The 20985-nt window shown below is 74.4% G+C and carries 14 protein-coding genes; 8 read left to right on the top strand and 6 right to left on the bottom strand.

Annotated elements, in window-relative coordinates; genetic code table 11:
- Positions 1-120 precede the first annotated feature (120 nt).
- Complete coding sequence (locus tag AC0ZLC_RS26780) at positions 121-1743, bottom strand: M23 family metallopeptidase (RefSeq protein WP_476754512.1); 1623 nt, start codon at positions 1741-1743, stop codon at positions 121-123.
- A gap of 176 nt (positions 1744-1919) precedes the next feature.
- Positions 1920-2780: an esterase/lipase family protein gene (locus AC0ZLC_RS26775; protein ID WP_476754511.1), complete on the bottom strand. Its 861-nt coding sequence runs from the start codon at positions 2778-2780 to the stop codon at positions 1920-1922.
- 367 nt (positions 2781-3147) lie between these two features.
- On the opposite strand from AC0ZLC_RS26775, the gene AC0ZLC_RS26770 reads away from it, so the two are divergent.
- Positions 3148-3564, top strand: a complete 417-nt coding sequence (locus tag AC0ZLC_RS26770) for a cobalamin B12-binding domain-containing protein (protein ID WP_476754510.1) — start codon at positions 3148-3150, stop codon at positions 3562-3564.
- A gap of 174 nt (positions 3565-3738) precedes the next feature.
- Here AC0ZLC_RS26770 and AC0ZLC_RS26765 read toward each other — a convergent pair whose 3' ends face one another.
- A complete protein-coding gene (locus AC0ZLC_RS26765; protein WP_476754509.1) occupies positions 3739-5367 on the bottom strand; it encodes a DUF5691 domain-containing protein in 1629 nt (542 codons plus the stop codon).
- Positions 5368-5419: 52 nt separating this feature from the next.
- Positions 5420-6772 carry an SWIM zinc finger family protein gene (locus AC0ZLC_RS26760; protein WP_476754508.1) on the bottom strand — a complete coding sequence of 451 codons (1353 nt, stop codon included), beginning with the start codon at positions 6770-6772 and terminating at the stop codon, positions 5420-5422.
- A 132-nt stretch (positions 6773-6904) separates the two neighbouring features.
- Between AC0ZLC_RS26760 and AC0ZLC_RS26755 the strand changes: the two genes are divergently transcribed.
- The 6 genes from AC0ZLC_RS26755 (at position 6905) to sucD (ending at position 16278) form a co-directional block, all read left to right on the top strand.
- Positions 6905-8059 carry an ATP-binding protein gene (locus AC0ZLC_RS26755; protein ID WP_476754507.1) on the top strand — a complete coding sequence of 385 codons (1155 nt, stop codon included), beginning with the start codon at positions 6905-6907 and terminating at the stop codon, positions 8057-8059.
- A gap of 92 nt (positions 8060-8151) precedes the next feature.
- A complete protein-coding gene (locus AC0ZLC_RS26750) occupies positions 8152-10758 on the top strand; it encodes a DUF5682 family protein (RefSeq protein ID WP_476754530.1) in 2607 nt (868 codons plus the stop codon).
- Positions 10758-11963 (top strand): VWA domain-containing protein, encoded by a 1206-nt coding sequence (locus tag AC0ZLC_RS26745; protein ID WP_476754506.1) that lies wholly within the window; start codon positions 10758-10760, stop codon positions 11961-11963. The genes AC0ZLC_RS26750 and AC0ZLC_RS26745 overlap by 1 nt, the downstream gene beginning before the upstream one ends.
- A gap of 170 nt (positions 11964-12133) precedes the next feature.
- Positions 12134-13501 carry a DNA polymerase III subunit gamma/tau domain-containing protein gene (locus AC0ZLC_RS26740; RefSeq protein ID WP_476754505.1) on the top strand — a complete coding sequence of 456 codons (1368 nt, stop codon included), beginning with the start codon at positions 12134-12136 and terminating at the stop codon, positions 13499-13501.
- A 692-nt stretch (positions 13502-14193) separates the two neighbouring features.
- The gene (gene sucC, locus AC0ZLC_RS26735) at positions 14194-15372 is read left to right on the top strand and encodes an ADP-forming succinate--CoA ligase subunit beta (protein ID WP_121405576.1); all 1179 of its coding nucleotides are present in this window, start codon (positions 14194-14196) and stop codon (positions 15370-15372) included.
- 21 nt (positions 15373-15393) lie between these two features.
- Entirely contained in the window at positions 15394-16278 is an 885-nt protein-coding gene (gene sucD, locus AC0ZLC_RS26730; protein ID WP_355794457.1) for a succinate--CoA ligase subunit alpha, read from the top strand.
- A gap of 40 nt (positions 16279-16318) precedes the next feature.
- On the opposite strand, the gene AC0ZLC_RS26725 is transcribed toward sucD, so the two are convergent.
- Complete coding sequence (locus AC0ZLC_RS26725) at positions 16319-17560, bottom strand: helix-turn-helix domain-containing protein (protein WP_476754504.1); 1242 nt, start codon at positions 17558-17560, stop codon at positions 16319-16321.
- A gap of 105 nt (positions 17561-17665) precedes the next feature.
- On the opposite strand from AC0ZLC_RS26725, the gene AC0ZLC_RS26720 reads away from it, so the two are divergent.
- Positions 17666-20077: a cell division protein PerM gene (locus tag AC0ZLC_RS26720; RefSeq protein WP_476754503.1), complete on the top strand. Its 2412-nt coding sequence runs from the start codon at positions 17666-17668 to the stop codon at positions 20075-20077.
- A 33-nt stretch (positions 20078-20110) separates the two neighbouring features.
- Here AC0ZLC_RS26720 and AC0ZLC_RS26715 read toward each other — a convergent pair whose 3' ends face one another.
- Complete coding sequence (locus AC0ZLC_RS26715; protein WP_476754502.1) at positions 20111-20983, bottom strand: hypothetical protein; 873 nt, start codon at positions 20981-20983, stop codon at positions 20111-20113.
- Positions 20984-20985 lie beyond the last annotated feature (2 nt).

Below are 20985 nucleotides of genomic sequence, written 5' to 3'. Positions count from 1 at the left end.
CCGCCGGACGGGGCGCCCGCGCCGGCCGGCACGGGATCGGTGCGGCGCAGAGGGGTGCCCGAAGGGTGCACTCAGCGGACGCGGGACGGTGGGGCTGGGGGGACGCGGAGCGGGTGGGACTCAGGTGGGGTCGATGTCGTGGCTGCGCAGCCACGACAGCGGGTCGATCGCCGAGCCGCCCGCCGGACGGACCTCGAAGTGCAGGTGCGGGCCGGTCGAGTTGCCGGAGTTCCCGGAGAACGCGATCGGGTCACCCGCCTTCACGACGGTCCCCGACGGGACCTTGTACGTGGAGAGGTGGCAGTACCAGGTCTCCGTACCGTCCTTGGCGGTCACGATCGCCATGTTCCCGTACGCGCTGTTCCACTGCGTCCGTACGGTGCCGTCGGTCGCGGCCATCACCGTCGTGCCGTAGGAGACCGGGAAGTCGATGCCCGTGTGCACGGACATCCAGTTGATGCCCGACTGCCCGTAGTAGGCGCTGAGCCCCTTCTGCGCGACCGGCAGCGAGAACTTGGGGCGCAGCCGCTCCTTGCGGGCCGCGTCCTCCGCCGCCTTCTTCCGCTTCGCCTCCTGCTCGGCCTTCAGGTCAATACGTTCCTGCGTCCGGCTCGCCCGGTCGGCGAAGTCGTCGGCGTCGGCGGAGAGGTTCGCGAGCTGGGTGTCCAGCTGGTTGTTCGCGGCGGACGGCTTCACGGACGTCTTCTCCGGAGCGGCGGCCGTCGTCTCGGTGTTGTCGTCCGCGCTCACGCTCACGACGGAGGCGGCGGCGATCCCCGCGACGCCCATCACGCACGCCGAGGGCACGGCCACCGTCAGCAGGGCGGAACGCCTGGCCGGGGCGCGGCGCCGGGAACGGCTCCCGGCGCGCGATGCCGAACGCGAACCGGGAACGGGCCCGGCCGCTTCCGGGGCGGTCTCCTCGACACCGTCGAGAAGCAGCGACTGCGGCTCTTGGTCGTCCTCGCCGTCGTGCGAGTCGAACTCGCCGTCGTGCGAGTCGTCCTCGCCGTCGCTCGCGTCGAACTCGTCGGCAGGGCGGCCGGGTTGGTCGTACGGCACCTGCTCGAAGGTGGCGGTCGCCTGCTGGTCGAAGGGCACGGACTGCGGCTGGTCGTAGGTCTCCGACGACGAAGCGGCCCGGTCGTACGTCTCGTACGCGTCCTGGCCGCCGTCGCTGTTCCATTGGGTGGCGTCGTACGCGCCCGTGTCGAGCGGCTGCGTGCCCCACTGCTGGGTGCGGTCGCCCTGGTCGAGGGGGTTGGCGGGCTCGGCCTGGTTCCAGGCGGCCGCGTCCCACTGGCCGGTGGCGTCCTGGCCCTGTGACTGCGCGGGAATACCGCCGAGTTGCTGGTAGCCGCCGGACCAGTCGGTGGTGGCGTAACCGGCGGTGTCGTACGTGGCCTGGTGCTGCGCCGCGTACGGGTCGAAGCCCGGTGTCGGCTGGTGTGCGCCCGTGAGGGGGGAGGAATCGCCCCCGGCGGACCACTGCGTGGCGTCGTACGAACCGGTGGACGCGCCCGGGGCGGAGCCCGGCATGTCACCGAAGAGCGGGTCGGTCGCGAAACTCGCGGCCTCGTAACTGCCGCAGCCTGATTGAAATCCGGTGGCGGGGTACCCGTCGTACATGGTGAAGTCGCCGTACGGGGCGTCCTGGTGGCCGTACGGCGCATGGTGCGCCTCGGCGGCATCGGGAGCCGGAGCCGGGGGGGTAACGGTCCCCGACGGGTGACGGTCGTTCACCAACTTCTCTTTCGCCTCGACAACAGGGGCTGGCAGAGCAGTGCGGCGACTGTACCCGGCGGTACGCGGGCGCGACAATCTTCGGCAGGTTTCGTGCTGGCGGGAAACGGGCATTCGGCCGTGTTTCGGGGGACTGCAGGCACGACCTTGGCCTGGCGTTCGATGAATGTTCGATATCAGGCGACTGTCAGGCCTTCGGCCCGGCCGGCCGCGGGAGCTTCCGTCTCCTCGATGTCGAGCGCCTGGCGTATCCCGGCCGCGACCGCGGGGTGGACGGGAAGCGCGAGATGTCCGACGCCGCTCACCCGCACGTTCTGCCCGAGCAGGTCCGGATGGTCGACGCAGGCCGTCTCCAGCGGGTCCATCAGCTGGTCGAGATCACTCCAGAAACCCACGAAACGCGTACGGCAGCCCGGCGCGGGCAGCCGCAGTTCACCGATCACGGGCGAGTCGGGGCGCATCTGGCGGACGATCGGGTGGGCGTTCATCAGGGGAGCGACCCGGGTGCCCGAGTGCGGCGTGCCGAGTGTGACGAGTGTGCGCACACGGTGGTCCCCGCCGAGGCGCTGCACGTAGTAGCGCGCGATCAGACCGCCGAGGCTGTGCCCGACGATGTCCACCCGCGCGTGGCCCGTGCGCTCGCAGATCTCCTCCACGTGCCGCCCTAGCAGCTCGGCGGCGGTGCGGATGTCACAGGTGAGCGGGGAGTAGTTGAGCGACTCGACGCGCTGCCTGCCGTGCTGGGCGAGGCTGCGCCGCAGCAGCACGAAGACCGAGCGGTTGTCGATGAACCCGTGCAGCAGCACCACCGGGGGCCTGGCGTCGCCCGGCAGCGTGGCGGTGTCCGGCGGCGGGAGCGGCGGGGCGGCCCGGCGCTCCTGGGCGATGCCGGACGGATAGAGGAGCAGATGCCCGGCGAGGATCGTGATCTCCAGGGCCGTCGCCTTCAGGAGAGCCGTCGAGAGTCCGGCCAGCCTGCCGGGAAGGATGCGCCGGCAGAGAGGAAGAAGGGGTTGCACTGCCCAGGTGGCCTTCATGGCCGACCTCCCGTCGGCACGCCGGAGGACGCCTCTGTCCCCCGTGTGCCCTCGTGGAAAGCCATGGGGCGGCGAGCCGGTGGTGGCCGGTGGCCCCGCCGCGCCCCGCTCGCGGCGCCGTGGTGCGGCGACTCGAGTCGGCTCTCCTGTCGCGCGCACCCCTCCGCGGCGTGTGCCGCAGGTCCCCGCGGCGCGTGTGCCGCGGAAATCAGAGACGAGCGCGGCGAACGTGTCCCACCGTGTGATTTCCCCCTCGGTCTCCACCGTGAAACTGCCGGGTGCGGGATGCTGGCGATAACGTTCGTTCACTTCCCCGGTCCGTGCGGCGCGGGGCACCGGGTTGTGTAGTCGGTTCATGGAGGCAGTGATGGGTGTGGCAGCCGGTCCGATCCGCGTGGTGGTGGCCAAGCCGGGGCTCGACGGCCACGATCGCGGGGCTAAGGTGATCGCGCGTGCGCTGCGCGACGCCGGTATGGAGGTCATCTACACGGGACTGCACCAGACCCCGGAGCAGATCGTGGACACGGCGATCCAGGAGGATGCCGACGCGATCGGTCTCTCCATCCTGTCCGGCGCCCACAACACGCTCTTCGCGGCCGTGATCTCCCTGCTCAAGGAGCGTGAGGCCGAGGACATCAAGGTCTTCGGCGGCGGCATCATCCCCGAGGCGGACATCGCGCCTCTCAAGGAGAAGGGTGTCGCGGAGATCTTCACGCCGGGCGCGACCACGGCGTCGATCGTGGACTGGGTACGGGCGAACGTGCGACAGCCCGCGGGGGCGTAGCGCTTCCAACGGGATGGCGGATGCCCGGTGCAGGTGCCGTCTTCGGAAACCGCGCGAGCCTTGGACGCACCGTCGCGCCCCTTGTGCCGGGCGCGGGACTCCGCTGGGGTGCGCCGGGCGCCGGTGCCGGGTGCCCGGAGCCGGCAGCGGAGTGCCCGGCCGCGGGGTGCCCGGTCACGGGGGCGGCTCCGTGAGCTCGGCCGACATGGTGGCTCGCAGCCGCAAGGTGGTGGTGAGGCGCTGGAAGGCCTCGGCCCAGTAACCGCCTGCCCCCGGGGAGGCGTCCTCCGGCTCGTCCGGGATCGCGGTGAGGCCCTCCAGACGCCCCGCCTCCCCCGGATCCAGGCACCGCTCGGCCAGCCCCATCACCCCGCTGAAACTCCACGGATAGCTGCCCGCGTCCCGCGCGATGTTCAGCGCGTCCACGACGGCCTGTCCGAGCGGCTCGCTCCACGGCACCGCGCACACACCGAGCAGCTGAAACGCCTCGGACAGCCCGTGCGTGGCGATGAACCGCGCCACCCACCCGGCCCGCTCGGCGGCGCCCAGCGTCGCGAGCAGTTTGGCCCGCTCCGCCAGCGACACCGCGCCCGGGCCGCCGGCCTCCGGGGCGGACGGCGCGCCGAGAAGCGCCCGCGACCAGTCGGGGTCCCGCTGCCGCACGGCCGCCCGGCACCACGCCCCGTGCAGCTCCGCCTGCCAGTCGTCCGTCACCGGCAGCGCCACGATCTCCTCCGGCGTACGCCCCCCGAGGCGGCGGGGCCACGTCCCGAGCGGCGCGGCCTCCACCAACTGGCCGAGCCACCAGGACCGTTCCCCCCGGCCCGCCGGCGGCTTGGGCACCACGCCGTCGCGCTCCATGCCCGCGTCGCACTGGTGGGGGGCCTCCACCACGATCGCCGGCACACTCCGCGTACGGTCCAGCGCGACGCAGGAACCGGCGCGGTCCGCCATCCGCGCGGCGAGCGCCGACGCGGGCAGCGCGGACAGCAGCTCCGCCGCCGTGGCCCGCACGTTGCGGCTCCGGTCGGCCAGCGCCCGCTCCAGGAACGGCTCGTCCGCGGCCTCCAGGCCCGTCCGCAGGGAGTCGAGGAACATCAGGCGGTCCTCCGCCCGCTCCGTCGTCCACGTCGTCGCCAGCAGCTCGCGGGCCGTCGCCGCGTCCTGCGCCCGGATCGCCGACAGGAGCGCGACCCGCTCGGCGAACAGCCCCTCCTCCCACAACTCCCGTATCCGCTCCGGCTCCCCGTGGCCCGGCAGTGACGCACCGCCGCCGGGCGCGGCGCGCAGCGCGAACCGCCAGTCCGCGTTGAGCCGCGCCAGCCACAGCGCGCGCGGACCCGCGAAGGCCAGCGCGGCGGGCCGCAGGTCGGTACGGCCCCGGGCGGCGTCCAGCAGCGCGGGCAGCGCCTGCGGCGGCGGGGCGAAACCGCGTGCGTTCGCCAGGGCCAGCCACTGCGGCAGCAGCTCCATCAGGTCGGGCGCAGAACCCCGGCGACCGCCCGACCCCGCGCCGGACCGGTCCGCCAGCAGCATCGCGAGCCGTCGGGCCGCGGCGGGCGGCAGGGGCGGGCGGGGGTCCCGCGCGGCCGGTTCGGGCCGGGCGGCGGCCCGCGCGGGGCGCAGCCCGGCCCGGCGCCGCACGGTCTCCACGGCGGCCGCGTCCAGCAGGGCTGCCGGTGCCTCCCGTCCCGGCGCCCACCCCGGTGGCGTACGCCGGTCGGTCCCGAGCAGCGCGGAGGTGACGAGCTCCTCCCAGGCGTCACCGGCGGGCGCGCCGGCAAAAGCGGCCGTGCTGTTCATGAGCGTCCTTTCGGCGGCCGGTCCGTCACGGCGGACGGGGAGAGATACGTCGTCAGCACAGGGGTACCGCCTCTCCCCGGCCCTCGGGCCAGGCGGTCAGGGGCGTGAAGCCGCGGTGGCCGCACTCGCCGAAGACGGTGACCGGTGCGCCGCCGGAGAGCGCGGCCAGGCGCCACAGCCCCGGGCGGGAAACGGCGGACGGGGCCACCGGCAGCGCCAGATCGCCCTCCGCGTCGGCCAGTTGCCAGGAATCGCCGGCCGGGGTCGGTACGACCCGGCTCAGCGTCACCGGGCAGGAGTCCAGCCAGGGGTCGGACCGCAGGGCCTCGCCGTAACGGGCGGTGGCCTCGGGCGTGGTCATGCCGGGCGGGCGTAGGTCCGTGGGCGCGGGGGCCGTGAACTGCTCGCCCAGCGCCGCCCGCAGCCGGCCGTCACCCGCGTACGCCGAGAGCTCCGCCTCGAAGGCCAGTCCCACCGGCAGCGCCAGCTCGGGTGCGCGGCCCGCCGGCCCGTAGGAGAGGAGCAGCGCGGTGCGGCCGGACCCGGCGCCGTGCAGCCAGATGCGGCGCGTGGTGAGGGTGCTGTCAGCCGTGTCGTACTGGGCGAGGACCAGCCAGTGGTCCCGCACCGGCGGGCCGTCGGCGGAGCCCGGCAGCCCCACCCGGGAACGGACCGTGGCCGCAAGGCCGTCCGGCAGCCGCTCCCGGCGCAACCACCCCTGGTCCAGCAGATGGAGCAGCGCGCACTCCTCCAGCAGCCGCACCGGCCACCCCGGGCCGGACGCCGGGATCGCCCCCAACTCCCGCACCCGCGCCGCCAGCCCGGGCGCCTGCGCGTCGACCATGCGGGCCGCCGTCTCCTCCCACATCCCGTACCCCGCCTGCTCGGTCCGGGCCAGGCCGCCGCGCAGCAGATCGGTCAGCCGCTGCTCCAGTTCCGCCGCCCCCGCGGTGATCCGCTCGGCCCGGCGCTCCGCCCGGCGCCGCGCCGCATCCGGATCCCCCGTGGCCGGGGGACCGGACGTCCGCTCCGCCCGCTTCTCGTCCGCGCGCCTCCTCCTTCCCTCCAGCCACTGCTCCGCCCAGTCCGGTGCCTGCCCCGGCGGCACCGCGCCGTCCTCGGCCGCCCGGAGCAGCAGCAGCCCCAGCGCGTGCTTGCACGGGAACTTCCGGCTCGGGCAACTGCATCTGTACGCGGGCCCGGTGGAGTCCGCGAGGTCGACGACCGTCTGATACGGCCTGCTGCCACTGCCCTTGCACAGTCCCCACACCGCCCCCTCGCCCGACCTGCCCGCCTCCGACCACGGTCCGGCCGTCCCGAGCCTGCTCCCCGCCTTGCGTGACGCGACGTCAGGCGCCAGTGCCAGCACCTGATCCGCCGTCCAGCGCACCCCCTGCTGAGTCATGACAACGACGGTAGATCCCGCCACTGACAATCGATCCAGGCGAGGGTATCCGCGCAGGTCAGAGCGCATTGTCAGTGGCGTGGTGCACGGTGGAGCCAGATCGAACCGGCCGAGCTGGAGGGGGACCGAGCCATGTCCGTGTCCGTTGACCCGTCGTCCATCAATCCGCCCGCGGGAAAGCTCCCGGGGCGGCCCGCGGAGGAGGCGGGCGAGGTGCTGCGGCCGCATGCCGAGACCGCCTTCGCCGCCGAACTCGCCGCGCTGGCCGCGCAGGACGACCGGCCGCGGCCGGCCCGCTGGCGGATGTCACCGTGGGCCGTCGCGACGTATCTGCTGGGCGGCACCCTGCCGGACGGCACGGTCGTCACACCCAAGTACGTGGGCCCGCGCCGCATCGTCGAGGTCGCCGTCACCACGCTCGCCACCGACCGGGCCCTGCTCCTGCTCGGCGTGCCCGGCACCGCCAAGACGTGGGTGTCCGAGCATCTCGCCGCGGCCGTCAGCGGCGACTCGACGCTGCTCGTCCAGGGCACGGCGGGGACCCCGGAAGAAGCCATCCGCTACGGCTGGAACTACGCGCAGCTGCTCGCGCACGGCCCCAGCCGCGACGCACTGGTGCCGAGCCCCGTCATGCGGGCCATGGCCGAGGGCATGACGGCCCGTGTCGAGGAGCTGACCCGGATCCCGGCCGACGTCCAGGACACGCTGATCACGATCCTGTCGGAGAAGATCCTGCCGATACCGGAGCTGGGGCAGGAGGTGCAGGCCGTCCGCGGCTTCAACCTGATCGCCACGGCCAACGACCGGGACCGCGGGGTGAACGAGCTGTCCAGCGCGCTGCGCCGCCGTTTCAACACGGTGGTGCTGCCGCTGCCCGAGAGCGCCGACGCCGAGGTCGACATCGTCTCGCGGCGCGTCGACCAGATCGGCCGCTCCCTCGACCTGCCGGCCGCGCCCGAGGGCGTCGACGAGATCCGCCGCGTCGTCACGGTCTTCCGTGAGCTGCGCGACGGCGTCACGGCCGACGGGCGGACGAAGCTGAAGTCCCCGAGCGGCACGCTGTCCACCGCCGAGGCGATCTCCGTCGTCACCAACGGCCTGGCCCTCGCCGCCCACTTCGGCGACGGCGTCCTGCGCCCGAGCGACGTGGCCGCCGGCATCCTCGGTGCCGTCGTCCGCGATCCGGCCGCCGACCGGGTCATCTGGCAGGAGTACCTGGAAGCGGTCGTCCGTGAGCGGGACGGCTGGAAGGACTTCTACCGGGCGTGCCGGGAGGTGAGCGCGTGAGCGTGCCGGGCGGGCCGCCGAGGGGGGCGGGGGAGGACGAGCCGGACGCGGGCGCCACGGCGGGAGCGGGTGCCTCCGTGGCGCCGGACGCGATGGCCTCCGTGGTCCCGGAGGCAGGTGCCTCCGCAGGAGACGGAGACGGAGACGGAGGCGGGCCGGCGGGCTCGCGGGGCGGCGGGCCGGCGGGGGCGCGAGGTGGTGGGCTCTCGGGCCGGGGGCGGGGGCCGCTGCTGCTGGGGGTGCGGCATCACGGGCCGGGGTCGGCGCGGGCGGTACGGGCCGTGCTGGACGAGGCCCGGCCCCGGACGGTGCTGATCGAGGGGCCGCCGGAGGCCGACGCGCTGATCCCGTTCGCCGCCTACGCGGACCTGCGGCCGCCCGTCGCGCTCCTCGCCCACGCCGTGGACGAGCCCGGACGGTCGGCGTTCTGGCCGCTCGCCGAGTTCTCACCGGAGTGGGTGGCGATCCGCTGGGCCGTGGAGCACGGGGTCCCGGCCCGTTTCATCGACCTCCCGGCGGCACACACGCTGGCGTGGGGGAGGCAGGACACGGAGCCGGACGACGCGGCTGCCGAGGCCGAGGCCGAGGCCGGGTCCGGCACCGACGCCCTGCGCGTCGACCCCCTGGCCGTGCTCGCGGAGACCGCCGGCTACGACGACCCCGAGCGTTGGTGGGAGGACGTGGTCGAGCACCGGGCCGGAGCCGGAACCGACGTGTACGCGCCCTTCGCCGTGCTGGCCGAGGCCATGACCGCACTGCGCGAGGCGTACGGGATCGGCGGTCACGACCGGGACCCGGTGCGGGAGGCGCACATGAGACTCCAGCTGCGGTCCGCGCAGCGGGAGTTCGGGGACGACGTGGCCGTGGTGTGCGGGGCGTGGCACGTGCCGGCCCTGCGTGAGAAGCACACCGTCACGGCCGACCGCGCCCTGCTGAAGGGGCTGCCCAAGGTCAAGGCCGACATGACGTGGGTGCCGTGGACGCACCGCCGGCTGTCCCGGGCCGGTGGGTACGGGGCGGGCATCGACTCGCCCGGCTGGTACGGGCACCTCTTCCGCGTCCGGGACCGCCCGGTCGAGCGCTGGATGACGAAGGTGGCCGGACTGCTGCGCGACGAGGACCGCATGGTGTCCTCCGCGCACGTGATCGAGGCCGTGCGCCTGGCGGACACGCTCGCCGCGATGCGTGGCCGCCCGCTGCCGGGGCTGACCGAGACCACCGACGCCGTGCGCGCCGTGATGTGCGAGGGCTCGGACGTGCCGCTCGCGCTCGTGCACGACCGCCTGGTCGTCGGGGACGTCCTCGGGGAGGTGCCGGAATCCGCGCCCGCGGTGCCGCTGCAGCGCGACCTCACCCGGCTCCAGCGGCGGCTGCGGATCAAGCCGGAGCCGCTGGAGCGGGAGTTGGAGCTCGACCTGCGGAAGGAGACCGACGCCGCGCGCAGCCGGCTGCTGCACCGGCTGCGGCTCCTCGGCGTCCGCTGGGGCGAGCCCGCCGTGTCGCGGGGGAGTACGGGCACCTTCCGGGAGACCTGGCGGCTGCGGTGGGAGCCGGAGCTGTCCGTGCGGGTGGCCGAGGCCGGGGGGTGGGGCACGACCGTCCTGTCCGCGGCGACCGCCAGGGCTGCGTCGGACGCCGTCGCCGCGGGCTCCCTGGCCGACGTCACGGCACTCGCCGAGCGTTGCCTGCTCGCCGAGCTGCCGGACGCGCTGCCCGTGGTGATGCGCGTCCTCGCCGACCGCGCCGCCCTCGACGCGGACGTCGGTCATCTGGCCCAGGCACTCCCCGCCCTGGTCCGTTCCCTGCGCTACGGCGATGTGCGCGGCACGGGCACCCAGGCCCTGACCGAGGTCGCGGCGGGCCTCGCCGAGCGCGTCTTCGTCGGGCTGCCGCCGGCCTGCGCGGCCCTGGACACCGACGCCGCCGAGGAGATGCGGCGCCATGTGGACGCGGTCCAGGGAGCCGTGGGGCTGCTGGCGGAGGCACAGGCCGCGGCGCGCGAGGCGGCGGAACCGGGAGGGACGCGGGACCAGGGCCTCGTCCGGGACCGCTGGCACTCGGTCCTGCGGGTGCTGTCGGGGCGGGACGCCGTGCCGGGGGTGATCCGGGGGCGCGCCGTCCGGCTGCTGCTGGACGGTGGGGAGCTGGAGCAGGACGAGGCCGCCCGGCTCATGGGGCTCGTGCTGTCCCCGGGGACGGCGCCGGGCGACGCGGCGGCGTGGATCGAGGGGTTCGTCGGCGGCGGCTCGGGCGGCGGAATGCTGCTCGTGCACGACGAACGGCTCCTGGGGCTGGTGGACGCGTGGCTGACGGGGGTGCCGGCCGACGCGTTCACGGACGTACTGCCGCTGCTGCGACGCACGTTCTCGGCGTACGAGACCGGCGTGCGCCGGACGCTCGGCGAACTGGTGCGGCGCGGGCCAGGACCGGGGGCGCGGGTCTTGGCGACCGCGTCGGCGGTACCCGGGTTCGCGGCCGGCCTCGACGCGGAGCGCGCGGACGCCGTACTGCCGGTGCTGCGCCTGCTGCTGGGCTTCGGGGAAGCCGACGGTCCGCCGGGCACCGACGGTCCGCCGGGCACCGACGGTCCGCCGGGCACCGACGGTTCCCGTGGCTCCGACGGTTCCTCGGGCACCGGCGGCTCGATCGACACCGGTGGCTCCGGCGGCGATGACGACGACGTCAGGGGGGTGGCCTGATGGCCGCGGGAGTGACGAACGGTGCGGAGGCGGGCGGACGTTCCGGAGTCGGCACGGGGGCCGGCGCCGACGAACGGCTGCGCCGGTGGCGGCTCGTCCTGGGAGGGGACGCCGCGGACGGCACCGGCTGCACGCTCACCGGTCAGGACGCGGCGATGGACCAAGCGCTCGCCGCGCTGTACGGGAAGGGGGACAGCGCGCGGTCGGGACGGGAGCGCGGCGCGGGACTCGGAGCGTCGGCGCCGTCCGTCGCGCGCTGGCTCGGGGACATCCGGACGTACTTCCCCTCCTCCGTCGTCCAGGTCATGCAGCGGGACGCCATCGACCGGCTCGGGCTGGCCACGCTGCTCCTCGAACCGGAGATGCTGGAGGCGGTGGAGGCCGACGTCCACCTCGTGGGCACCCTGCTCTCGCTGAACAAGGCCATGCCCGAGACGACGAAGGAGACGGCGAGAGCCGTCGTACGCAAGGTCGTCGAGGATCTGGAGAAGCGGCTCGCCACCCGCACCCGGGCCACGCTCAGCGGCGCGCTCGACCGCAGCGCCCGGATCAGCAGGCCCCGCCACCACGACATCGACTGGAACCGCACCATCGCGGCCAACCTCAAGCACTACCTGCCCGAGTACCGCACGATCGTGCCCGAGCGGCTGATCGGCTACGGGCGGGCGTCCCAGTCCGTGAAGAAGGAGGTCGTCCTCTGCATCGACCAGTCGGGGTCGATGGCGGCGTCCGTCGTCTACGCGTCCGTGTTCGGGGCCGTCCTCGCGTCCATGCGGTCCATCGCCACCCGGCTCGTCGTGTTCGACACAGCCGTCGTCGACCTCACCGACCAGCTCGACGACCCGGTGGACGTCCTCTTCGGCACCCAGCTCGGCGGTGGTACGGACATCAACAGGGCGCTGGCGTACTGCCAGTCGCAGATCACCCGGCCGGCGGACACGGTGGTCGTGCTGATCAGCGACCTCTACGAGGGAGGCATACGGGACGAGATGCTGAAGCGGGTCGCGGCGATGAAGGCGTCGGGGGTGCAGTTCGTGACGCTGCTGGCGCTGTCCGACGAGGGGGCGCCCGCGTACGACCGGGAGCACGCTGCGGCGCTCGCGGCCCTCGGAGCACCGGCGTTCGCCTGCACGCCCGACCTGTTCCCCGACGTGATGGCGGCGGCGATCGAGAAACGGCCGTTGCCGATACCGGACAACACGTGAGGAGAGCCTGATACCGGTCATGTATACCCATCGGTAACAGGGGGCTTGCGCAACCTCCGCAGTCCCGTGCGAGTATCGGCACCTTCTTCGAATTCAGTGGTGTGTGCTTCATGTCGTGCACAGTGCCGCCGGATTCTGCCCAGTTCCGCCGCACGGGAGCGCTCGCCGTCTTGGCCCTGTCAGTCGCACCGCCCTTCCCCGGTGCCGCTCTGCGCGTGATGCGCACGGTGGCCGGGCGGCGTGCGCTGCAACTGGGCCTGCTGGTGAGCGGGTTGTTCGCGCTGGGGGCGCTCGGCGGGCAGCAGGCGCAGGCGGCGGACGCGGCCTCGCCGGCCCCCGTGGGTGTCGTACGGCCGGTCCACGGAACGGTCGAGTCCCTGCGTGAGGGCGCCGAGTCGGCCGGGAGCCGGGTCGAACACGCCGTCAGGAGCGTGCTGGGGGAGGCGGCCGGGCGCTCGGACCAGGGCGCGCACTCCGGGGCGGCCACCTCCCTCCCGGCCCCGGGAGTCCCGGGCGCCGGCCCCTGGACCGGCCCCCCGCAGCCCGACGCCGCACGCACCGGGCCCGGGACGTCGCCCTCCGCGACCGCCGGTCGGCCTGGGCCCTCGGCACCCATCGGCCAGCCCGGACCCACGGTCACGGACAGGGGCCTCCGCCCCGCGACCGACCCGCTCGCGCACCACGCGACCGACGTACGTGCACGCCACGCGACCGACGTACGTGCACGCCCCGAGACGGACGCACTCGTACGCCCCGTCACGGACCACGTCCTGCGCCCTGTCACCGACACGGCGGTGCGCCGTGTCACCGACACCGCGGTGCGGCCGGTCACGCAGACCGTGCGACCGGTCACGCAGACCGTGCGGCCCGTGACTCACGTCGTGCGGCCCGTGGGTGACCTCGTGGGGACCGTGGTCGGGACGGCCGTCGAGGGGCTGGGCGAGGTTCCGGTGCAGCTCCCGGAGCTGCCCGCGCAGCAGCCGCCCCTCCCCTCCCTCCCCTCCCTCCCCTCCGTGCCCTCTCTCCCGTCCGTGCCCCCTCTGCCGTCGGTACCCGGGGGCCCCGAGACGCCGGAGTCACCGGAGTCGGAGTCGCCCGGGTTGCCGAGCGCGGGCCAGGTCCTGCCGGCCCCCGCCTCCCCGCAGGAGCCGGACACCACCGCCACGCCCCGGCAGGACACGACGGGGCACGGAGCCGGCACCGCGAACGCCGGGCCGGGCCTCGCGTACGGGCCGAGTCCCGCGTGGACCGGGGCGGCGGCCGAGGACGCGCCCGGGCAGCACCGGCAGCACCCGCACGCCGTCGGCGTGCGGACCGCGCAGACGCGGCCCTCGCATCAGGCTCCCGGCGGCGATCCGGCCGACGCACTGGCCGACCGGTCGGCGGCCGACAGCGGTGCGCCGCGCCACGGCGACCCGCACGCCGCCGTCACCCCGGACCACCGGGCCCCGCTGCGGCTCGTGCCCGGCGTCGCCGCGACCGCCACGGCGGCCGGAACCCGGGACAGGCACCGGGACATCCGCGAGTTCCCCGGCTAGGGCGGCACCTCTCTCCGCGGCGGCCGACCGCGCGGGGACGGAACGGACCTGCCCGTCGTCCGGGCGTCCCTCCGTACCCGTACCCGTACGGGGCTACGAGCCCCGCGCCGAGCCCTCCGCGGGACACCCCAAGACGCCCAGGACGTCTTCGGACGCCTCGGCACGCCGGTCCCGCAAGAGGCCGCGCCGGGCCGAACCGAACCCGGAGCGCCATGTCCGACAGCGACGCCCGCCCCGTGGCAGAACGCCGGGGCAGGGCCGTCGTCAGGCGTCCCACCGACTCCGCGGGGGCGTAAAGCCCCGGACGGCCGAAAACCGTCGGTCCGTCCACCGAGACCCCCGCGGCCAGGCCCGCACGGTCCCCATTGGGGTGGGGACCTGCGAGCCGGGCCTCTCGGCACCGTCGAGAGGCCGGGGCCTCCACATCCGGTGGAGACCCCTCCCAGGGACCTCACCGGGCCAACCCCAGCCCGGTGAGGTCCCGCTTTCGAGGGGATCTGTGACAGGTATCACCGCTCAGGTGTGATCTGCGATTTAGGGACCCACGGCGTGCGGCGATAACCTGCGGGACGGACATGCCGCGCGCTCGGACACCGTGTGCGCCACCCTTGTGACAGCGGACGTCACGTTGCCCTTCGCGGCACGCCCACGCAGACAACGAACCGCGAGATCACTGATAGGGACGGACGCGCGTGGACCTGTTCGAGTACCAGGCGAGGGACCTCTTCGCCAAGCACGGTGTACCGGTGCTGGCCGGTGAAGTCATTGACACGCCTGAGGCAGCCCGCGAGGCGACCGAGCGTCTTGGCGGCAAGTCCGTCGTCAAGGCCCAGGTGAAGGTGGGAGGCCGCGGCAAGGCCGGTGGCGTGAAGCTGGCCGCCACCCCGGACGAGGCCGTCGCCCGGGCGACGGACATCCTCGGGATGGACATCAAGGGCCACACGGTCCACAAGGTGATGATCGCCGAGACGGCCCCCGAGATCCTCGAGGAGTACTACGTCTCGTACCTCCTCGACCGCACCAACCGCACCTTCCTGGCCATGGCCTCGGTGCAGGGCGGCATGGACATCGAGGAGGTCGCGGAGAAGACCCCCGAGGCCCTCGCGAAGGTCCCGGTCGACTCCAACGAGGGCGTCTCGATCGAGAAGGCCCGCGAGATCGTCGCCCAGGCCAAGTTCCCGGCCGAGGTCGCCGAGAAGGTCGCCGAGGTCCTCGTGACCCTCTGGGACACCTTCGTCGCCGAGGACGCGCTCCTCGTCGAGGTGAACCCGCTGGCCAAGGTCGCCTCCGGCGACATCCTGGCCCTCGACGGCAAGGTGTCCCTGGACGCCAACGCCGAGTTCCGCCAGCCGGAGCACGAGGCGCTCGAGGACAAGGACGCGGCCGACCCGCTCGAGGCCGCGGCCAAGGCCAAGAACCTCAACTACGTCAAGCTCGACGGTGAGGTCGGCATCATCGGCAACGGCGCGGGTCTGGTCATGTCGACCCTCGACGTCGTCGCGTACGCCGGTGAGGCCCACGGCGGCGTGAAGCCCGCCAACTTCCTCGACATCGGCGGCGGCGCCTCCGCGCAGGTCATGGCGAACGGCCTGGAGATCATCCTCGGCGACCCGGACGTCAAGTCCGTGTTCGTCAACGTCTTCGGCGGCATCACCGCGTGCGACGAGGTCGCCAACGGCATCGTCCAGGCGCTGCAGCTGCTCGCCGACAAGGGCGAGGAAGTCACCAAGCCGCTGGTCGTCCGTCTCGACGGCAACAACGCGGAGCTGGGTCGCAAGATCCTGTCGGACGCCAACCACCCGCTGGTCCAGCGCGTGGACACCATGGACGGCGCGGCCGACAAGGCCGCCGAGCTCGCGGCCGCGAAGTAAGGGATAGAGGACCAGACCACCATGGCTATCTTCCTCAACAAGGACAGCAAGGTCATCGTCCAGGGCATGACCGGTGCCACGGGCATGAAGCACACCAAGCTCATGCTGGCCGACGGCACGAACATCGTCGGCGGCGTGAACCCGCGCAAGGCCGGCACGTCCGTCGACATCGACGGCACCGAGATCCCGGTCTTCGGCACGGTCGCCGAGGCGATGGAGAAGACCGGCGCCAACGTGTCCGTCCTCTTCGTGCCGCCGGCCTTCGCCAAGGCCGCCGTCGTCGAGGCGATCGACGCGGAGATCCCCCTCGCGGTCGTCATCACCGAGGGCATCGCGGTCCACGACTCCGCCGCCTTCTGGGCGTATGCGAAGGCCAAGGGCAACAAGACCCGCATCATCGGCCCGAACTGCCCCGGCCTCATCACGCCGGGCCAGTCCAACGCCGGCATCATCCCGGGCGACATCACGAAGCCGGGCCGCATCGGTCTGGTCTCGAAGTCCGGCACGCTGACGTACCAGATGATGTACGAGCTGCGTGACATCGGCTTCTCGTCCGCCGTCGGCATCGGTGGCGACCCGGTCATCGGTACGACGCACATCGACGCGCTCGCCGCGTTCGAGGCCGACCCCGACACCGACCTGATCGTGATGATCGGTGAGATCGGCGGCGACGCCGAGGAGCGTGCGGCCGACTTCATCAAGGCCAACGTCTCCAAGCCGGTCGTCGGCTACGTCGCGGGCTTCACCGCGCCCGAGGGCAAGACGATGGGCCACGCCGGCGCCATCGTCTCCGGCTCCTCCGGCACGGCCGCCGCGAAGAAGGAGGCCCTCGAGGCCGCCGGCGTCAAGGTCGGCAAGACGCCGACCGAGACGGCGAAGCTGGCGCGCGAGATCCTCGCGGGCTGACCTCCCCACTCGGTGTTCGCGGCCGCGCGCCGGGCTGTCGTCACCTGCCCTCCGGGACGAGCCTTCCCGGACCGTTCTCCGTCTCCGACCTGAGCTTGGAGCGCAGATCTAGTTCGTCCTCGGAGAGGGTGCCGGGAGCGGCGCGCGGCGGTACCCCGCGCACGGTCGTGCCCGGGGACAGCGGGGGCTCGTAGTGGTCCGGGGCGGTGGCCAGCGTCAGCGTCGTGGCGCTGACGAGGAGTGTCGTGACGGCGATGGCCGCGCGGGTCCAGCTGCGGGCGCGGCGCTCGCTGCCGCTGCGCACCGCCTTGGCACCGGGCGCGTGCAGCCGCTCCGAGCCCGCCAGCGCGGCGAGGCGGCGGTGCAGTTCCTCGGGGGCGGAGAGTTCCGGCATGCGCGCTGCGAGGGCCTCGCGTGCGTGCAGCAGCCTGTTCGCGGTCGCCGGCGTGCTCGCCTCCGTCTCGGCCGCGGTGTCGGGCAGGTCGAGCCCGACACCGTCGTACAGCACCAGGGTGCGCCGGTGGACCGGCGGCAGCTTCAGGATGGCGGCGAGCAGGGCGCGGTCGGCCGCGTCGGCGGGCGGCGGCTCCGGACGCCGGTGGCGCAGCCGCAGCCGGAGCCAGGGGGAGAGCGCGTACTCGTACGCCGTCGCCCGCACCCAGCCGGCCGGGTCCCGGTCGACGGCCACCTCCGGCCAGCGCTGCCAGGCCAGTTGGAAGGCCCGCTCCACGGACTCCCGCGCCAGCTCGCGCCGCCCGGTCAGCAGATACGTCTGCCGTACGAGGGCGGGCGCGCAGAACTCGTAGAGCATGTCGAAGGCCTGAGTGGGCGTCAGGGGCTCTGCCCGGGACCTCGGTTCGGTCTTCTGAGGAGCGTCCGGCCCGGTCCCCGCGGGGGCGTCGGCCGGGTCCGGGGTGCCCGGTGAGGGTGTGGACGGCGCTGTCTCCGTCGATCCACCGGGGTCCGTTGCGGGGAGTGCGTCGGCGCCGGCGGGCACGAGGACGAGCTGGGACCGCTGTACGGGCGTCCCGGGCCGGGCGTGTGCGGGCACGGTCTCGGGGCCGCGCCGGGACGCCTGCTCGATCTCCTGTTCGGCCAGCAGTTCGGCGTACGCCTCCCGCTCGCGGCCGTGTGGAGTGGTGCGCCCGCTCTCCCAGGAGCGGACCGTCTCGCGGCTGACACCCACCCGGTCCGCGACCTGAGCCTGGGTCAGCCCGGCGGCCTCGCGCAGGCGCCGGCGCCGCTTGGGGGAGGGCAGCGGGGTGGCGGGGCTCTGCGTCACAGGGTGCCCCTTCGCGCGAAAAAGTACATAAAACGTATATTGAGCGACACATCGGTTGTTTGCCTGTTACGACGAGAAAGCGCGTGTCGTTGGCAGCATGGCGTCGTGACCCATCTGACCGACCGCAGCCCGTCGTTGTCGTCCCTGCGCCTCCGGTGGCGCGACCGATCCCCGGGCCTCGGCACGGGCGCGCTGGGCGGCGCCGTCGCGGCGGGCCTCGGGCTCGGCTGCTTCGCCGTGCTGGTGACGGTGCTGTGGATCAGCTCGCCGTACCCGGACAGCGGGCCTGGCGGAGCCCTGCACGTCGCCGCGGCCCTGTGGCTGCTGGCGCACGGCGTCGAACTCGTCCGCACCGAAACCCTGACCGGCGTCCCCGCCCCCGTCGGAGTCACCCCGCTGCTCCTGGTCGCGCTTCCCGCGTGGCTGCTGTACCGGGCGGCGCGGGACACCGTGGACGCCGTGCCCGTCCCCGGCAGGGCGTGGGCCGGGGTCGTCGGGGGCTACCTCGCGGTCGGCGGCGCGGCCGCGCTGTACGCCTCGGGCGGGGAGCTGCGGCCCTCCTGGCTGTGGACCCTGCTGTGCCTGCCCGTCCTCGTCGTGGTCGCGGCGGGCGCGGGAGTGTGGGCCGCGTACGGGCGTCCGGGCGGGCCGCTGCCCCCGGCCGTGCGTCGCGGGCTCGGCATTCTTCGCCCGGGCGTACGTCGTTTCGTCGTCGCCGCCGCCCTCGTGCCGGACGCCCGCCGCAGGCTGGCGGTCGCGCTGCGGGCGGCCGGGGCCGGGACGGCGGCTCTCATCGGCGCGGGCGCACTGCTGGTCGCGGTCTCCCTGCTCTGGCACGGGGGAGCGGCCCGGAACTCGTTCCTCCAGCTCACGGACGTGTGGTCGGGCCGCTTCGCCGTCCTGCTGCTGTGCCTGGCCCTCGTGCCGAATGCGGCGGTGTGGGCGGCGGCGTACGGGCTGGGACCGGGGTTCGTGCTGGGCGCCGGTCAGGTGGCGGCGCCGCTGTCCGCTGCCGCCGTGGGTCCGACTCTGCCGCCGTTTCCGCTGCTGGCGGCGGTTCCGGAGGCCCCCGGGTCACCGTGGGGCCTGGCGGCCGCGGTGGTGCCCGCGGCGGGCGGCGTGACGGTCGCCTGGTACGTGGCGCGGACGGCCTCGCGGGAGCGGACGGCGGCGTGGTCCGTGCGGCGCACGGCGGGCACGGTCTGTCTCGCCGCGGGGCTGTGCGGCATCGCCCTCGCGCTGCTCGCCGGGGCGGCGGGCGGGCCGCTCGGGGTCTTTGCCCTGGCCCACTTCGGACCGGTGTGGTGGCAGGCCGGGGGCGCGGCCGCGGGGTGGACCGCGGTGCTGGGAACACCGGTGGCGTGGGGCCTGCGGGCGTGGTGGCTCCGGACACCGAGTCCGGCGGCGAAGCAGGAACCGCCGGCACGGACACCGGCACCGGCACGGACACCCGGACGGGCACCGGCACCGGCACCGGCACCGAAGCTGAGCCTGAAGCTGACGTCGGCGCTGAAGAAGAAGCCGAAGCCGAAGCCGAAGCAGGGGTTGACGGAAGGCACGGCGGTACGGGACTCGGGGGTACGTGAGGCGCCGGTGCGGGGCGCGGGGGCCGGCGGGGCGCCGGGGCGGCCAGTGGAGGTACGGGACTCAGGTGCCCGTGAAGCAGGAGGCGGGACCCCGGATGTCCGCGAGGCGGCCGGGCAGGTCGCGCGGTCGCGGGACTCGGGTACCGGTGAGGTGCCGGGCGGGGCCGTGGACGTGCCGGCGCCGGGCGCAGGCGCGCCGGAGACGGCGGACCCGGCGGTACGCGAGCCGACGACGGGAGACACGGAGCGGACCGAACCGGGACCGGGACGGGGCTCGGCCGCATCGAGCCCGGGGAAGCCGAGCCCGGCCGAACCGGGACGGGAGAAGCGGAAGCCGGGGAAGCGGAAGGCGGCCGCATCGAGCCATGCCGCATCGCGCCCGGGGAAGCCGAGCCCGGCCGAACCGGGACGGGAGAAGCGGAAGCCGGGGAAGCCGAGCCCGGCCGCATCAAGCCCGGGGAAGCCGAGCCCGGCCGAACCGGGACGGGAGAAGCGGAAGCCGGGGAAGCCGAGCCCGGCCGCACCGGGCCCGGAGAAGCCGAGCCCTGCCGAACCAAACGCGGTCGAACCGGACGCGACCGAACCGGACGCGACCGAACCGGACGCGACCGAACCGGACGCGGTCGGGCGTGATGCCGGCGCGCGCCGTCCCGGGGCGGCCGCCCCGTCCCCGACGGGCTCCTGGCTCTCCCGGCTGTGGGTCCCCCGTCGCGGCCGGGCGGACGCACAGGACCAGGAGCGCGCGGCACCCCGCCCGACACCCGGCACGGCGGCCGGGCCGCCGGACGACGACCCCGATCTCGCGCCGTACGACCTCCTGCCGTCCGATGCCCCGGGCTGGCACGACGACGCGTCGCGCGCCTCCCGCTGGGCCGCCCTCAAGGACGCCGCGGTCGCTCCCGCGGACCCGGCCGCGGACCCCGAGCCCTGACGGGGACGGTCCCGGCGGTCCCGGCGGTCCGGGTCAGTTCTTGCCCAGCAGGCTCCGCAGCTCCTTGGGGAGCAGATCGTCGCAGGACTGCTTGGCCGCGGTGGTGAGAGCGTCGTTCGTGCAGGTGTAGTAGTCGCTGTAGACCAGTTGGGCGGTGAACGTGAGGGCGACCATGGCGAGCGCGAGGGACGCGGTGACCAGGCCGCTCACGGCGGCGCTCGTCTGCGGGCGGACGCTCGGGTCGGGGGCCTGGGCGCCCGGTTCCGGCGTGCGGGGCTTGGCGCGGACGGAGCTGACGCCCCAGTACATGGCCAGCGCGCCGAGCAGCAGCGCCACGGACGGCCAGCTGAAGAGGGCGAAGAAGAAGGCCCACATGCCGGTGAGCAGCGAGTAGCGGGCGCGGCGCTGGGCCGGGTCGGCCGGGTCCCAGCGCATACCGGAGCCGGGGCCGCCCTTGCCGCCTTCACGGCCGTCGCCGGGGTCGCCCTGGCCACCGGGGCGGTCGCCGAACCCGCCGTTCTGCGAGGGTCCGGGCTGGCGATCGCTCCACTGGCTGCCCCAGGGCGAACGACCGCCCTCGTCGGAACCCTCTCCGCGGCCTCCGTCCGCCGGTCGGCGCGGTTGCCACGGCTGGTCCGGGGTGCCCTCGGGCGGCGGCGCGAACGGGTTGTGGTCCGCGTCGGACCCCGGCGCGGAACCGGCACCCGAGCCGTCACGCCCGTCCGAGGCGTCACGCCCGCCCGAGCTGTCGCGCCCGTCCGAGGAGCCGTCGCCACCGGAGGTGTCGCGTCCGCCGGAGGAGGTGGGCCCGGTTCCGGGCGCGTCCCCGTCCTCCCGCGGCGGCGTGGGCGAAGGGCGCCGCTCGCGCAGCAGGAGCGGAGGGAGTCGGAGACTGCGGTCCGGCATCA

The organism is Streptomyces sp. GLSS-08 (assembly GCF_056387915.1).
This window is presented reverse-complemented; position numbering and strand designations above follow the sequence as displayed.

Bases quoted from the DNA above. Each gene is read 5' to 3' on its own strand.
- AC0ZLC_RS26765 (WP_476754509.1), bottom strand. From the start codon at position 5,367: ATGAACAGCACGGCCGCTTTTGCCGGCGCGCCCGCCGGTGACGCCTGG.
- AC0ZLC_RS26755 (WP_476754507.1), top strand. From the start codon at position 6,905: ATGTCCGTGTCCGTTGACCCGTCGTCCATCAATCCGCCCGCGGGAAAG.
- AC0ZLC_RS26715 (WP_476754502.1), bottom strand. From the start codon at position 20,983: ATGCCGGACCGCAGTCTCCGACTCCCTCCGCTCCTGCTGCGCGAGCGG.
- AC0ZLC_RS26775 (WP_476754511.1), bottom strand. From the start codon at position 2,780: ATGAAGGCCACCTGGGCAGTGCAACCCCTTCTTCCTCTCTGCCGGCGC.
- AC0ZLC_RS26750 (WP_476754530.1), top strand. From the start codon at position 8,152: ATGGCCTCCGTGGTCCCGGAGGCAGGTGCCTCCGCAGGAGACGGAGAC.
- AC0ZLC_RS26745 (WP_476754506.1), top strand. From the start codon at position 10,758: ATGGCCGCGGGAGTGACGAACGGTGCGGAGGCGGGCGGACGTTCCGGA.
- AC0ZLC_RS26770 (WP_476754510.1), top strand. From the start codon at position 3,148: ATGGGTGTGGCAGCCGGTCCGATCCGCGTGGTGGTGGCCAAGCCGGGG.
- AC0ZLC_RS26760 (WP_476754508.1), bottom strand. From the start codon at position 6,772: ATGACTCAGCAGGGGGTGCGCTGGACGGCGGATCAGGTGCTGGCACTG.
- sucD (WP_355794457.1), top strand. From the start codon at position 15,394: ATGGCTATCTTCCTCAACAAGGACAGCAAGGTCATCGTCCAGGGCATG.